At 41.3% G+C, this 14,197-nt stretch carries 15 protein-coding genes; 1 reads left to right on the top strand and 14 read right to left on the bottom strand.

Annotation, left to right across the window (positions count from 1 at the left end):
- Window positions 1–14 precede the first annotated feature (14 nt).
- The 3 genes from JNO66_RS03380 to JNO66_RS03370 are packed head-to-tail and all read right to left on the bottom strand — an operon-like array spanning window position 15 to window position 1,934.
- Entirely contained in the window at window positions 15–1,202 is a 1,188-nt protein-coding gene (locus JNO66_RS03380; protein WP_203086787.1) for a pyridoxal phosphate-dependent aminotransferase, read from the bottom strand.
- Window positions 1,203–1,262: 60 nt separating this feature from the next.
- Window positions 1,263–1,751, bottom strand: coding sequence for a cell wall elongation regulator TseB-like domain-containing protein (locus tag JNO66_RS03375; RefSeq protein WP_203086786.1), 489 nt, complete (start codon window positions 1,749–1,751; stop codon window positions 1,263–1,265).
- Between the two features lie 12 nt (window positions 1,752–1,763).
- Window positions 1,764–1,934, bottom strand: a complete 171-nt coding sequence (locus tag JNO66_RS03370) for a YpmA family protein (RefSeq protein WP_203086785.1) — start codon at window positions 1,932–1,934, stop codon at window positions 1,764–1,766.
- 112 nt (window positions 1,935–2,046) lie between these two features.
- Between JNO66_RS03370 and JNO66_RS03365 the strand changes: the two genes are divergently transcribed.
- The gene (locus tag JNO66_RS03365; RefSeq protein WP_203086784.1) at window positions 2,047–2,223 is read left to right on the top strand and encodes a hypothetical protein; all 177 of its coding nucleotides are present in this window, start codon (window positions 2,047–2,049) and stop codon (window positions 2,221–2,223) included.
- 73 nt (window positions 2,224–2,296) lie between these two features.
- On the opposite strand, the gene JNO66_RS03360 is transcribed toward JNO66_RS03365, so the two are convergent.
- The 11 genes from JNO66_RS03360 to mgsA form a co-directional block, all read right to left on the bottom strand.
- A complete protein-coding gene (locus JNO66_RS03360) occupies window positions 2,297–3,610 on the bottom strand; it encodes an amidohydrolase (protein WP_203086783.1) in 1,314 nt (437 codons plus the stop codon).
- Window positions 3,611–3,634: 24 nt separating this feature from the next.
- Complete coding sequence (gene dinG, locus JNO66_RS03355; RefSeq protein ID WP_203086782.1) at window positions 3,635–6,448, bottom strand: ATP-dependent DNA helicase DinG; 2,814 nt, start codon at window positions 6,446–6,448, stop codon at window positions 3,635–3,637.
- A gap of 30 nt (window positions 6,449–6,478) precedes the next feature.
- Window positions 6,479–7,453: a tetratricopeptide repeat protein gene (locus JNO66_RS03350; protein ID WP_203086781.1), complete on the bottom strand. Its 975-nt coding sequence runs from the start codon at window positions 7,451–7,453 to the stop codon at window positions 6,479–6,481.
- Between the two features lie 60 nt (window positions 7,454–7,513).
- Window positions 7,514–7,897, bottom strand: coding sequence for an aspartate 1-decarboxylase (gene panD, locus JNO66_RS03345; RefSeq protein WP_203086780.1), 384 nt, complete (start codon window positions 7,895–7,897; stop codon window positions 7,514–7,516).
- Between the two features lie 14 nt (window positions 7,898–7,911).
- Window positions 7,912–8,754, bottom strand: coding sequence for a pantoate--beta-alanine ligase (gene panC, locus JNO66_RS03340; RefSeq protein WP_203086779.1), 843 nt, complete (start codon window positions 8,752–8,754; stop codon window positions 7,912–7,914).
- Complete coding sequence (gene panB, locus JNO66_RS03335) at window positions 8,741–9,589, bottom strand: 3-methyl-2-oxobutanoate hydroxymethyltransferase (protein ID WP_203086778.1); 849 nt, start codon at window positions 9,587–9,589, stop codon at window positions 8,741–8,743. The genes panC and panB overlap by 14 nt, the downstream gene beginning before the upstream one ends.
- 231 nt (window positions 9,590–9,820) lie before the next feature.
- Window positions 9,821–10,792 carry a biotin--[acetyl-CoA-carboxylase] ligase gene (locus tag JNO66_RS03330; RefSeq protein WP_203086777.1) on the bottom strand — a complete coding sequence of 324 codons (972 nt, stop codon included), beginning with the start codon at window positions 10,790–10,792 and terminating at the stop codon, window positions 9,821–9,823.
- Window positions 10,782–11,918 (bottom strand): CCA tRNA nucleotidyltransferase, encoded by a 1,137-nt coding sequence (locus JNO66_RS03325; RefSeq protein ID WP_210340754.1) that lies wholly within the window; start codon window positions 11,916–11,918, stop codon window positions 10,782–10,784. The genes JNO66_RS03330 and JNO66_RS03325 overlap by 11 nt, the downstream gene beginning before the upstream one ends.
- Window positions 11,919–11,930: 12 nt before the next feature.
- On the bottom strand, window positions 11,931–13,067 hold the full coding sequence (gene bshA / locus JNO66_RS03320; protein ID WP_203086775.1) for an N-acetyl-alpha-D-glucosaminyl L-malate synthase BshA: 1,137 nt from the start codon (window positions 13,065–13,067) through the stop codon (window positions 11,931–11,933).
- Between the two features lie 3 nt (window positions 13,068–13,070).
- The gene (bshB1, locus tag JNO66_RS03315; protein WP_203086774.1) at window positions 13,071–13,781 is read right to left on the bottom strand and encodes a bacillithiol biosynthesis deacetylase BshB1; all 711 of its coding nucleotides are present in this window, start codon (window positions 13,779–13,781) and stop codon (window positions 13,071–13,073) included.
- A gap of 15 nt (window positions 13,782–13,796) precedes the next feature.
- Window positions 13,797–14,189, bottom strand: coding sequence for a methylglyoxal synthase (gene mgsA, locus JNO66_RS03310; RefSeq protein ID WP_203086773.1), 393 nt, complete (start codon window positions 14,187–14,189; stop codon window positions 13,797–13,799).
- Window positions 14,190–14,197 lie beyond the last annotated feature (8 nt).

The following is a 14,197-nucleotide window of genomic DNA, read 5'->3' as shown; positions in this document are numbered from 1 at the left end:
AAAACAAAAGGATGTTATCCTTTTGTTTTCGTTTGAACAAATCGCTCAATTCGCTCAAGTGCCGCTAAAAATTGATCAAGTGATGTAGCATAGGACAAACGAACATTATCCGGAGCACCAAAGCCTGATCCAGGAACAAGCGCTACTTTTTCTTCTTCAAGTAATGCTTCAACCCACGCATCAACATCTGTGTATCCGCATGCTTCAACCGTCTTACGAACATTTGGGAAGAGATAAAAAGCTCCCTTTGGTTTAACGCAGGTTACACCAGGAATTTGAATGAGCTTTTCATACGCGGCATTTAAACGCTCTTCAAATGCTTGTCGCATGGTTTCAACTGATCCATCATCCTCGCTATAGGCTGCAATTGCACCATACTGAGCACTTGTTGTTGGATTTGATGTACTATGACTAGCTAAATTCGTCATTGCTTTAATAAGTGTTGCATCGCCCGCAGCATAGCCGATTCTCCAGCCAGTCATGGAATGAGACTTGGATACACCATTAATTATGATTGTTTGTGCTTTAAGCTCTGGGCTCACTTCTGCAATCGATGTATGTGTGGCTCCATCATAAATCAATTTCTCATAAATTTCATCTGATACGATGAGAAGATTATGCTTTAAGGCAACCTCACCAAGCGCTTGAAGTTCCTCTTTAGAGTACATCGCTCCAGTCGGGTTACTCGGTGAATTCAGGATTAGTGCACGTGTTTTTGACGTAATGGCTGAATCCAACTGTTCAGGTGTTAACTTAAATCCAGACTCCTCATGACCTGTCACATAAACAGGTTCTCCTGATGCTAATTTCACTTGCTCCGGATAGCTTACCCAATAAGGAGTTGGAATGATTACTTCATCTCCCTCATCTAATAAAGCCTGAAACAGTGTATATAGAACATGCTTAGCACCTGTCCCTACAAAGATTTGGTCTGCTGAATACTCAAGCTTTTGATCTTGACTCAGTTTATCAATTACTGCTTTTTTTAGAGAAGGAAGTCCTGCAGCAGGGGTATACTTTGTATGTCCCTCCTCCATTGACTTAACCGCCGCATCTATAATGTATTGTGGTGTATTAAAATCAGGCTCTCCTGCGCCAAGACCAATTACATCATGCCCTTGTGCTTTTAATTCTTTTGCTTTGGCTGTAATGGCTAAAGTGCTTGATGGTGTAAGTGCATCTACTCTTTTTGCTAATTTCATGATTCCCTCTCCTCTCGTGTCCTCTTTTACTATAAGTTGACTACGTTCGACATTCAAGTGTTAGTCATTATTTAAACTAAACCGTTTGATAAACGAGCCATCCTGAAATGCCACATAATAATATCCTTGCTGGTTCGATTCTGTACGATACTTCACTTCATATAAGGGAGTATTGCCTTCTTTACCTAATTTGATGGATTGGATGGCAGAAGGATTCACTGCAGATTCTGTTAAGCTTGATGCATCTTCTATAGAAATACCGTCGGATTCTTTAAATACAGTGACGGAGTCGTTTTCTTCATCCTGTGAAACCCAAGCGATCGCTTGATCCCCATCTTGATCCGTTCCATAAACTACATAAAAAGCATCTTCCCCGTGATAGTAGGATACGTCACGAACCGATTGAAGTAAATCTTCATTTAATACTTTCTCCTTGGCCATATCATACCCATCTGCGAGCGGTGCGCGAACGGTTGTATATGCGTAAATAAAAAGTGCTAAGACTAAAATGACAAGCCCTACACAACTCGTAATTATCCATTTTTTCATGGTGTTGCCTCCTTACGTTTTATAAATCGTAAACACCATTTTCTCTTCGTTCTCCTCGTCCAATGCGAGACCGAAAAGTAAATCGCGATCCTTTAATGTTCGATTCAATGAATCGACCATTTTATATACGTCTGGGGCTTTTTGAATTTTAACAGTGGAAAGAACTTCTTTTTTTGAACCCATACTTTTTCCTCCTAATTGTGGTCATTTCATTCTATACAATGCAGGTATTGCCTGTAATATCTCTAGTGAGATAACCCATACTAAGTGTACGCCAGTGAAGGGGGGCGCGAGTATGGAACAAGGCAAAGGCGGCCTGCAAACAGCCGATTGGTATCAGCTAAACAAACATTCGATGTCACTTTTAAGCCGTCAAGGCAAAACACTCGACACGTTATGGCCTGTGACGATCCGACAAACGGAATTTCCGTACTCTTATTTTCAAACTGATCAACAAACAATGAAACCATAATGGCTGATCCAATCTAAAAACCTTCACCCATACCTCAGGCGGGTGCGCGCTACATGAGTAATGCGCGCCCTTTCTATAGAGATTGAACCGTTGCCTGGTATTGGTTGTTTACTTCATATCTGATTTTCTCTTCATCTAGAGTAAGGAGTTCACGGTTTTTCATTAAACAGTGCCCTTGTACATAAACATCGCTCACATCTGAGCCAACCGCAGTATAAACAAGATGTGAATGTAATTGAGTTTCAGGCTGAAGATGTGGTGCGGTATGATCAACCACAATAAAGTCTGCCTCTTCCCCTTCTTTAATCATTCCTTTTTGCCCGGTCTGGAGGGCATTTGCACCTTCTCTCATAACCATCCGAAGTGCCTGCTGTGTTGATATCGCATCAGCTTTTTGAACCATTCCTTTCTGCAAAAGAACAGCTGTACGTAGTTCCTGCCATAGGTCCAGTGTATTATTAGCAGATACTCCGTCCGTCCCAATTGAAACGGGAATTCCCGCCTGAATAAAGTTCATTACTGGAGCGATTCCAGATCCAAGCTTCAAATTACTCATTGGGTTATGGCTAATACTCGCTTTTGATTTAGCGAGTATTGATACATGCGAGTCCTCTAAATGAACAGCATGAGCAAAAAGCCAACTCGTATCATCAAGTAAATTGTACTCAACTAAGTGATCCAATGGATGCAACCCAAACGAAGTGTGATAATCGTCCACTTCTTTTTTTGTTTCAGCTAAATGCATATGTACTGGTAACGAAAGCGAACGTGCCCTATCTACAATACGTTCAATATAATCAATCGGACATGTATATGGTGCGTGTGGAGCAAGCATCGTATGAATTCGATTATTAGCCGCCCCGTCCCACCTTGCTGCAAAATCAGCTGACTCATTTAATTTCGCATCCTGCTCTTCTCTAGGGCACAATCCAATCACAGAACGCGTTAAAACAGCTCTCATGCCTACTTGTTCGATCCTGGACGCAAAATCATCCATGTTTAAATGATACATTTCTAAAAAGCCAATCGTTCCAGATTTAATCATTTCAACCATAGCTAGATCTCGTCCAGCAGCAACCGATTCTTTTGTCAGCTTTCCTTCAAATGGCCAAATTCGTTCCTTTAGCCATCTGTCTAAGGGCAGATCATCTTCATATCCACGCATTAATGTCATCGCCGCGTGTCCGTGTGTATTATAAAGTCCAGGTACAATCCATTTCCCTTTTAGATCGGTTGTAACATCCGCTTGCTGTACCACATCTTGAGGTGGTGCACCAGCACCAATTTGTTTAAATGTTTTACCTGATATGAATACATAGCCTGATTCAATGATTGAAAATGATTCATCCATGGTTGCTATTTTTGCATTTGTTAATAACGTGTTCATTGCTCTGCCACCTTTATTCTATACTTAAAGGAATGTCTGATGTTCCTCAAGTAAGTCCTCTAGTTTGCCCTCATGCACGGGAACATTAGGTAACGACTTGATGAACAATGAGCCGTACCTTGTTGTCGTAATCCGACGGTCAAAAATAAATACGCATCCCTTATCATGCTGCGTTCGAATAAGTCGTCCAAATCCTTGCTTAAAGCGAATAATGGCTTGAGGTAAAGAAACATCCATAAAAGGATTTTTCCCTTGTTCTTTCGCTTGCTCAAGCTGGGCTGCAAGTAAAGGCTCATCAGGTGGCGAGAAAGGTAAGCGTACAATAATAACATGCTTTAACTCATCCCCCGGCAAATCGATACCTTCCCAAAAGCTACTTGTGCCAAACAAGATACCCACATCTGATTGTTTAAACAATTTCATAAGCTTTGAGCGGCTACCACTTGTAATTCCTTGACCAACTAATTGAAAGCTTTCATGCTCATTAAAGTCTTTTACATATTGATAGACTGTTCGAAGCATTTCGTATGAGGTAAATAAAACCATCAGCTTACTTTTACTCGCTTCAGCAACTCTCCAGATCTTGATTGCTACTTCCACTGCAAACTCTTCATCCGTTACATCCTTTATCGCTGGCAGATCAGAAGGAATGAGAACTTTTGCTTGATTTACATATGAGAAGGGAGATTCAATGAGTGAGGTTTCAATGCCAAAATCCTGCAAACCAAGACGGTTTTTTTGATAATTAAATGACCCATTTACCGTTAACGTAGCAGACGTTAAAATCACACTTTTTTTACGTCCAAATAAGTCATCCGCTAAACGTTCAGATACATCAATTGGCTTACTATATAAAAATGTTGCATTTCTTGCACCTTTTGGTTCTGCTTCAATCCAATACACTTGGTTTGGATCATATTCAAGTAAGAGTTCGTACAATTGTTCGTCCTCTTCCAGAAGCGATGCAATTAAACGCATGCCATCTGACCATTGAGCACGCTCCCGATACGAGAATGTATCATCATTCGCATCAATGCTTCGTGAGATGGATTCAAGTTGGAGACACACATGGGACAAGGATGAATGCACACGCATGGCAATCTCTAAAATAGCAGACCAAAGCTCACCGGTCTCATTAAATGATTTATACGTGTAACGAGTTCGTCCAGTATCAGACGACGCTTTTTTCTTTGCTTTAAGAGCATAGGCATGGATCATCCGGAATAAATCATCCAACTCCTCTTTAATTTCACCCAACTCTTCCGCTGAATCTAACCATATATCTGACTGCACGCCTACTTTCTTCGCGAGATCAGACATTTTAACAAGCATTCCATCCTCACTTGTATCACCCAAACGTTGCAACAGAAATGCAAAGGAAAGATAATCTGTTCTAAGTCCTAACCGCTCACTAGCCGTGTCTTCTAGATGATGTGCTTCATCCAGCACAACATGACTGTAGGATGGTAGCAAGGATTGCTTGTGTACAATATCAGTAAGAAGCAATGAATGATTTGTAATGATAACGTGAGCTTCATGAGCCCGTCTTCTGGCTCGATGATAAAAGCACCTTGAAAACCAAGGGCTGAACCTACCTAGATCAGAGGCTGCATCGCTTTGAATTTCAAACCAGTAGCTCCTGCCTCCAGATGGCATGTTTAGTTCCTCAATATCTCCATGCTCTGTTTCAGTTAACCAAATTAAAATTTGAGACTTCATTAAGATCACATCATACGAACATTCTTGAGTTGACTCTAAACTAAGCTCAAATTTCCGCAGATCTATATAATGGCTTCTGCCTTTAAGTAAGGTCACACGTATTTGGAACGGCAATAACTGCTTTAAAAGCGGGACGTCTCTAGACAAAAGTTGATCTTGTAATGGAATGGTTTGAGTACTAATAATAACAGGCTTTTGATCCTCCAAAGAATGAATGGCGGCTGGAATCAAATAGCCTAAGCTTTTTCCTGTCCCTGTTCCAGCTTCGATCATCGCATGTGTATTATTCTTAAATGACTGGTAAACCGTTTGAATCATTTCCTTTTGTCCTGGACGTTGCTCATAGTGCTCAAACACCGTCTGAAGCGACTCGTCGTTCGTAAAAAATGACTCTCTAAATTGCTCGATCTCTTCACTGTTTTCAGTGTCCTCTTGCTCATCGGTCGATTGCTTTTTTAACGCAAGTCCACGAAAAACATCATATTCTGATTCACCTGTATTACCTACTTTAAGCTTCTCTGCAATAATCTCTTGGATCGTTGACTCAATATGACTCTTATATCGCTTGCTCAAAGGCAGTAGTTGCTGAAGAGTTAATAAAGGCAGCTGACGTAATTTTTCAAGCACGTGAAGAAAAATCATCGCTGTTGCCTCTGCATCACTATCCGCTTGATGAGGGCGCTCATGAGTAAAACCCATCCCATCAGCTAGCATACCAAGCTTGTAACTCTCTTCATTTGGCAAAAGAATACGCGCAAGTTCAACCGTATCGTAGATCGGTACATTTGGGACCACGTACCCTTCTAATTTCAACTGGGCAGAAAGAAAGCCCCAATCAAATTGGACATTATGGGCAACAAATGAGCAGTCCTTCATAAAATCGAGAAGTTCAGACGCTACATCTCTAAATAGAGGTGCATCAGACACATCATCATCATTAATCCCGGTTAACTCTTGAATAAAGGGACTGATTAATTGTTCTGGATTCACAAATGTTACAAATCGATCCACTATTTGATCATTAACGATTTTTACAGCACCGATCTGGATGATTCGATCTCCTCTAGTGGGAGAATGTCCTGTTGTTTCTAGATCAAGTACCACATATTGCTTACTCATCTTCCCACCTCTATCTAACCGTTCACATCTCTAATTCATACTGTTTTTCTCTTCTGCTAGTTTTCCAAGGTGCTGTAAGGACCTTCTTACATGCGGATCATGGGGATGTTCCTTTAAAAGTCGATCAAAAATAGGCCAAGCTAAACGAAGCTGATCATTTAAAGCCAGGTTCCACGCAAGTCCGTGCATGGCAAACGTTTCTTCTTCTCCTAATGCTATAACCTTCTGGTAGCATTTTATCGCAATCTCAAAGAAACCATACCACTCACTCATTAAAGCCAGTCGTATCATATCTTCGGATGTTGTATATACTTCGAGTGCACGTTCCCATAATTGCTTTGCATGTTCAAATTGATCTAATCGTGCACGAACCAATCCATGAAAGCAAAGAGCTTCACCATCTTGTTGTACATGCATCGTATATTGTTCAAAGTGTTCTGCTGACACATCCATTGCACCTATTAAATAATAACATACACCTAAATTATACACGACATCAGAAGTTGGCGTGAGCAATTTTGCTTGTTCAAACAACTCTGCGGCACGATCTACCTGATGGTTAACGGTGTAATAACAGCCGAGTCCTGCAAAGCTAAAATGACGAACACTCTCATCTTTAGCTGTCTGAATCAAATACATAAATTGTTCAATCGTTTGGTTAGTGGATCCATTCATTAAGTGAGCATAGGCAAGAAACAGTCGTCTCCATTCTTCGTTAACCCCTTCTGCCTGCTCTTGTTCTAAAGATAAAACGGCACGTTTTAATTGATTCTGTTCAAGGTAGACTGTACCCATCGACTGATATCCGTTCACACTTGGCTCATGAGCTAGATGTTCCTTGATAAGCGCTACCTTCTCATCCATAACCGACCACAAGTCTAAAACCTTTGCCGACTTTTGCTCTAATTTATTTAATTCGATCCATACATGGTTTGTATCACCTTTTTCAATCAATGTACAAATTTCTTTGTAGGCATCTTGCCAATCTGTCATCCATTTGTCCATAAGAAAACCCCTCTCCTCTTGTTTACCTCAGTTTGCATCGGGAGAAGGGTTTTATGCGCTTTATAAGACGGTATAAGCTGGTTCTGTACCGAGCAGTTGTTTAACAGTATTGTCTTGATTCATTATAGCTACATTTGGTTTAAAGTCAGCCGCTTCCTTGGCATCCATCATTGCATAAGCAATGACAATAATCGTATCACCTGGTTGAACTAAACGAGCGGCAGCTCCATTAACACACATTTGCCCGCTGCCTGATTCCCCTTTTATCACATACGTTTCAAATCTGGCACCGTTATTGTTATTCACAATTTGAACCTTTTCATTCTCTAAGACATTTACCGCCTTCATAATCTCTTCATCAATTGTGATACTACCTACATAATTTAAGTCAGACTCTGTAACAGTGGCACGATGAATTTTAGATTTCATCATAGTAACAAACATTTGGTTCGTCTCCTTTATAACTCAACTAAGATATGGTCAATTAAACGAGCTCGACTAAATTGATAAGCAACAGCTATGATAACTGTTCCAGATAACTGCTCGCTTGCAACGAGTTCTGGATACGTTAAAACATCGACATAATCAATTGAACCTAGTTCAAGTTGATCAAGGTTTTTAACTACATACTCCATTAATTCAGTCCGGCTAGAGCCTGATTTAGCAAGTTCAGCCGCTTTTATAAGCGTGCTGTAAAGTGCCGGTGCAAGTTCTCGCTCTCTCGTATTAAGGTTTACATTTCTCGAGCTTTTTGCTAAGCCGTCCTCTTCTCGAACAGTCGGGCAAGCGATAATTTGAACGGACATGGACAAGGTTTGAACCATTTGTTTGATAACAGCCACTTGTTGAGCATCTTTCTGTCCAAAATAAGCAGCATTCGGTTCAACCATGTGAAGTAATTTTAATACAACGGTTGCTACACCATCAAAATGCCCTGGTCTACTTTTTCCACAAAGAACATCTACACCTTGAACAACTCTAATCTCTACGGATGCCTCTCTTGGGTACATCTCTTCTACGGATGGATAAAAGAGAATGTCGACACCCGCTTCTTCGCAAAGCTGTTGATCACGCTCGATGTCACGCGGATAGGATTCAAAATCCTCTCCCTCACCAAACTGTAAAGGATTTACAAACACACTAACGACTACTACCTCATGGTTATCTCGTGCTTGATGAATAAGCGAGAGATGCCCTTCATGTAAAGCCCCCATAGTTGGAACAAATCCTACGCTGTGACCATCTGCTTTTCTTAATTGCAGATCTCTTCGCAGTGAATCAATTGTTTTAATGACTTTCATTATGACCTCCTCCGTATAAGCCGGAGATGACATCTTCACTCACCGTAAAGCTATGTTCAGCTGCCGGGAACACACGCTGCTTAACCTCTTGATGGTATTCTTTTAACGAAGCAACAATCATTTCACTAACGTTTGTATAAGCTTTTACAAACTTCGGAACATGTACATCGCCATATCCAATTAGATCATGATAGACCAAGACCTGACCATCTGTTTTAGGTCCTGCGCCTATTCCTATAACAGGAATAGAGAGAGCTTCAGTTATGAAAGCAGCAACCTCTGTTGGCACACATTCAAGAACCAGACTAAATGCGCCGGCTTTTTCAACAGCTAAAGCATCTTGTAATAATGCTTCTGCACCTTTCCGATCTTTCCCTTGAACACGGTACCCACCCATTACGGCAACCGATTGAGGAGTTAGTCCGAGGTGAGCCATGACTGGAACACCAGCTTCTGTTAATGTACGAATTTCATTTATAACGGTTGATCCTCCTTCAAGCTTCACTGCATCTGCACCCGCTTCTTGAATAAGGCGTCGTACATTGGCGAGCGTCAGATCAATACTTCCGTGATAGCTTAAATGAGGTAAGTCTGCGACAACAAACGTCGAGGCAGCACCGCGTTTAACGGCTTTTGTATGCAAAACCATATCATCCATTGTCACCGGGATCGTTGAATCATATCCTAAAACAACCATTCCTAAAGAATCTCCTACAAGGATTGCATCAATTCCTGCTGCTTCTGCGAACTTCGCGGAAGGTGCATCATAGGCCGTAACCATGGAGATTGGTTCGTTTTCACGTTTTCTCTTCTTAAAATCTGCTGTTGTTTTCATCACACTTCCCCTTTCTGCATATACGCAAAAAAACCTTCTCTGCCTAAGAAAGAAAGGTGTGAGCAAGTCAAAGACACCTGTTACACTAACAAGCTTTAACTTGGTTCATTTCTTTCTGTCCCTGTCTACATAGATCAAGGCAGCATGTTTTAAAAAAAAATAAGCAACGGTATTGTTTACGACTGTAATACAACCCGCAATACACATTATAACAAAAGCTAAACGTGGCGACTAGTTCTTTGATTGTACGTCTGCTGAATACACCTTGTGAGTGATTCCCTGTGCGTCCTCTACTAAAAGAGCTCCATCTTCGGAAATGCCAACAGATCGTCCAGTTACCGTCCCATGAATACTTTTCGCTTCAAGATTCAAACCAATACTTATTGATCTCGCTTCCCATAGAAGCTTTATTTCCTTAAACCCATTTTTCAGATACGCGTCATATAACCATTCAAATTCTTCAAGAATGTTAGCTAAAAGCTCTGCGCGATTAATTAATTCCCCTTTTTCTGTAGCGAGAGAAGTGGATTGATTGCGGTCATCATGGATGAGCTCTTCGTCAGTTTGATTTGCATTAATGCCAATTCCTAGAATAACCACATTCGCTAGCCCTGGCTCAGATTGCATTTCTGTTAAAATACCAACAATCTTTTTTCCATTCAGTAAAATATCGTTTGGCCATTTAATATCAGCTTCGAGTCCTGTTACTTTTTCGATCGCTCTAGTTACAGCGACTGCTGCCACAAGAGTAAGTGGAGGTACATTTTCAGGTGCGAGTGCTGGCCGCAATAACAAGCTCATAGATATGCTTGTGCCTGCCGCTGAACTCCAGTTACGCCCAAATCGACCACGTCCACTTGTTTGTTCATCTGCAACAACAACATGTCCCTCTGGCTCTCCTGCTTGAGCTAATTCATGTGCAACAGCCTGGGTGCTAGGGACGGTAGCATAATAAGAAACGCTTTGTCCTAGACGCTTTGTATGCAAATATAAATGAATATCATGCTCCTGCAATCCATCAGGACGCCCCATTAATTGATATCCTTTTTTAGGTGCGGATTCAATTTGATACCCGTGTTTTTTTAGCACATCAATCTGTTTCCAGATGGCCGTTCTTGATACACCTAATGATTCACTAAGTCGTTCACCAGATACGTATTCACCCTGATATTCCACTAGTTTTTGAACGAGTTCATTTCTCATCATTTCTCCTCCTTTCAATCGCATCTAAAAGTGCTGCTTTTGAATGTGTAATAGACCTGCTGATAACAAGACGCAGAAGCCACTCTAATTCCTCTTTTATCCATGGTCCAGAAGGGATCTTTCGATTTTCCATAAGATCTCTACCTGATATTTTTAACTCCTTGCTTGAATGAATCGGAAGGGCCTCCCACTTTTCCTGTAGCAGTTGATCATTCATGCTTGTCAATTGGAAAAAGCGACGTAGCTGTTCTACATCTCGAACAACCGACAAACTGGACTGAAAGAGTACCCAATCCGTTAATGGGTGCTGCTCTCGGTACTCAAAAAGAGTCAAACGTGACTTAATCTGTCTTTTGGTTTCATTTGATAAAGGTAAGTCCTGTGTAGCTGAATGAGATGGCTTTTTAATCCAGAGAAAATATAACACCCAACGATTAACTGAATCTAAGTTCTGAAGCTTCGGAACACTTTTAAGTCGTTCAATCTCATCTATTGACATATGTAGTCCCGGTAAATAGGAATAGAGTTCAGTCTCTTTTAAATAATGAAACGCTTGTTGTAAGTTGCTACCACTCAGCAGCTTGTCCCATTCAGTAACGATTCGTTCGCCTGCCACGTGCTGAATAGACGGAGCCTTTTGCTTTATGACCTCTAATAGCGTTCTATCAATTAAAAAGGTTAATTCACTGCAAAAACGTATCGCCCTGAGCATGCGTAAAGGATCTTCGTCCATGCGATCTTCCGGGCTGAACGACCGTATTAGTTTCTGAGTAAGATCCTCTTGTCCGTTATAGGGATCAATAATTTCCCCTTCTAATGTTTGCGCCATTGAATTGATTGTAAAGTCACGAGAAGCAAGATCTTCTGCTAATGAAAGCCCGCGTTCGGTTGTCACTTCGATATGCATCTCGCCTATTCGAACCAGAACCGTTTGATGCTCCGTGTTCATCTGGTGCGCCCGTTTGAACAGCGCACAGATCTCTGCTGATTTAGCAGATGTCGTCACATCAATATCAGATACTTCCCTTTGCAACAATCCATCACGAACCGCTCCACCAACCATATGAGCACGGTATCCGTGCTCAAGGAGTTGATTCATCACTTGTGCTGCTGCTTGCTTAGCCAAAGGATTCAAGAGCTAATCATTCCTTTCCGCTAATACAGATTGATAAATGGCTTCATACTCAGCGACAATCTTATCTGCATTAAAGCGTTCAATTACATCCTGCATCGCAGCTTCTCTGAATCGTTGAAGAGTGCTCGGATCCTCCACTAGTTGAATTGCTCGCTTCATTACATCGCCTACGTCTCCAACTTCACATAAAAAGCCAGTTTCTCCATCTTTAATAACCTCAGGAATCCCTCCTATCCTTGTACCAATGACAGGGACCCCACAGGCCATCGCTTCTAAAGCAACTAAGCCAAAGCTTTCTTTCTCACTCAGTAGAAGCATCACATCACTTATTGATAGAAGTTCTGCTAAATGCTTTTGACTACCAAGCACAAGCACCTGTTCTTCTAAACCGAGCTCGCTAATTAATTCCCTTGCAGCCGGTAGCTCTTGTCCGTCACCAATTAACAATAATTTGGCTCTGATCGATTGGTTGATAAGTGAAAAGCTTTTTATAACGTCCTGAATTCGCTTCACCGGCCTGAAATTGGAGATATGGATAAAAACAGCTTCATCCGCTTCAATTCCGTATCTCTTCTTTAAGTCACCAGTTTCTACCGGATGATACTGTAACTCATCAATAAAGTTATAGACGGTTTGAATATCTTTTGCTGATTGAACTAATTCATAGGTTTGTTTAATTAAATCATCTGATACCGCAGTAACAGCATCAGACGCATCAATTCCATATTTGATTAATGGCTTTAACGATTGATCCACACCGAGAATGGTGATGTCAGTCCCGTGTAATGTGGTGACAATCTTCACAGGATGTTTGGCCATATCTCTCGCCAAAATGGCACAAATTGCGTGAGGCACCGCATAATGCACATGAAGAATGTCAAGTTTTTCTCTATCAATCACTTCTGCCATTTTACTTGCTAACGTTAGATCATAAGGAGGATGCTGAAAAACAGCATATTGATTTACCTGTACTTCGTGATAATAGACGTTGGGATACACTCGATCTAACCGAAAGGGAATGCTCGAAGTAATAAAATGAACGTCATGACCTTTGCTTGCAAGCTGTTTCCCAAGCTCAGTAGCTACTACTCCTGATCCACCAACCGTAGGATAACAGCTTATTCCAATACGATACTTCATCTGTTACAGGTTCCCTTCCAGTAAATTAGAGATAACCAAAGGTTTGACCGTTAGAAAGCCTTCTGCAACCTGAAGACCCGCTTGACTTCCAAACACTTTGTCCCTTGCTTCCACACTTGCTATATATTCTGAGTTAAGTGGAGTTTCAACACTTGATGCAGAGTGTTCAAACTGGCTCTTATACGCTTGAAGCGCTTTGCGTTTTTGCTCTTTCCATTCTGCGATATCCACAACAAAGTCCGGCTGTGCTAATCCATTAATAAAATAAGTGAACACATCGCGTACTTTGTGCGCTGGTAAGTTGTTCATACATTGATATTTGTAAATACGAGCATTAAAAACCGCTTCCTGAATTAATCGACCTGCATGAACATGATCGGGGTGCCGATCAGGACTGCTTGGTGCAAAAACAATGGTCGGCTTATATGTACGAATTACAGAAGTGATTTCCGCTAAGCTTTCGGCTTCATTCCTACTTAATCCGCGATCTGCAAGATCAAGCTGTATTCGTTTAGTCAAACCTAGATGACGAGCCGCTTCCTCTGCTTCTTGTTGACGGATTTCAACCGAACCGTTTGAAGATAGTTCAGCTCTTGTAAGATTGCAAATGCCAACTTTTTTCCCCAAGCTTGCATATTTGGCAAGCGTACCCGCCATACCAATCTCTACGTCATCCGGATGTGCACCGAATGCCAGAATATCTAGTGAGTCCATCGTCTCATTCCTTTTTTACAATACTTCCCGCCATTTAAAGTCACCATTTTTTAACCCTTTAATTAAAATATCTGCCGTTCCTAAATTTGTTGCAAGTGGAACGGATTGCAAGTCACATAGCCTGACAAGTGCTGTAACATCTGGTTCATGAGGTTGTGCAGTTAGTGGATCTCGCAAAAAAATGATCAGATCAAATAAATTTTCAGCGACTCGCGCACCAATTTGCTGATCTCCACCTAATGGGCCTGACTTGAACAACGTCACGGACAAGCCAGTCGCTTCCGAGATGCGGGTTCCCGTTGTTCCCGTGGCATATAGCTCATGTTCTGCCAGAATATCCTTGTATGCAAGTGAAAACTCTACCATATCATCTTTTTTCTTATCGTGAGCAATTAGTGCGATTCTCATGTTATATC

The sequence above is a fragment of the Alkalicoccobacillus gibsonii genome (assembly GCF_016798245.1).
GTDB lineage: Bacteria > Bacillota > Bacilli > Bacillales > Bacillaceae_D > Alkalicoccobacillus > Alkalicoccobacillus gibsonii.
This window is presented reverse-complemented; position numbering and strand designations above follow the sequence as displayed.

Excerpts from the sequence above, each read along its gene's own strand:
- JNO66_RS03380 (WP_203086787.1), bottom strand. The coding sequence starts at position 1,202 with ATGAAATTAGCAAAAAGAGTAGATGCACTTACACCATCAAGCACTTTA.
- JNO66_RS03375 (WP_203086786.1), bottom strand. The coding sequence starts at position 1,751 with ATGAAAAAATGGATAATTACGAGTTGTGTAGGGCTTGTCATTTTAGTC.
- JNO66_RS03370 (WP_203086785.1), bottom strand. The coding sequence starts at position 1,934 with ATGGGTTCAAAAAAAGAAGTTCTTTCCACTGTTAAAATTCAAAAAGCC.
- JNO66_RS03365 (WP_203086784.1), top strand. The coding sequence starts at position 2,047 with ATGGAACAAGGCAAAGGCGGCCTGCAAACAGCCGATTGGTATCAGCTA.
- JNO66_RS03360 (WP_203086783.1), bottom strand. The coding sequence starts at position 3,610 with ATGAACACGTTATTAACAAATGCAAAAATAGCAACCATGGATGAATCA.
- dinG (WP_203086782.1), bottom strand. The coding sequence starts at position 6,448 with ATGAGTAAGCAATATGTGGTACTTGATCTAGAAACAACAGGACATTCT.
- JNO66_RS03350 (WP_203086781.1), bottom strand. The coding sequence starts at position 7,453 with ATGGACAAATGGATGACAGATTGGCAAGATGCCTACAAAGAAATTTGT.
- panD (WP_203086780.1), bottom strand. The coding sequence starts at position 7,897 with ATGTTTGTTACTATGATGAAATCTAAAATTCATCGTGCCACTGTTACA.
- panC (WP_203086779.1), bottom strand. The coding sequence starts at position 8,754 with ATGAAAGTCATTAAAACAATTGATTCACTGCGAAGAGATCTGCAATTA.
- panB (WP_203086778.1), bottom strand. The coding sequence starts at position 9,589 with ATGAAAACAACAGCAGATTTTAAGAAGAGAAAACGTGAAAACGAACCA.
- JNO66_RS03330 (WP_203086777.1), bottom strand. The coding sequence starts at position 10,792 with ATGAGAAATGAACTCGTTCAAAAACTAGTGGAATATCAGGGTGAATAC.
- bshA (WP_203086775.1), bottom strand. The coding sequence starts at position 13,067 with ATGAAGTATCGTATTGGAATAAGCTGTTATCCTACGGTTGGTGGATCA.
- bshB1 (WP_203086774.1), bottom strand. The coding sequence starts at position 13,781 with ATGGACTCACTAGATATTCTGGCATTCGGTGCACATCCGGATGACGTA.
- mgsA (WP_203086773.1), bottom strand. The coding sequence starts at position 14,189 with ATGAGAATCGCACTAATTGCTCACGATAAGAAAAAAGATGATATGGTA.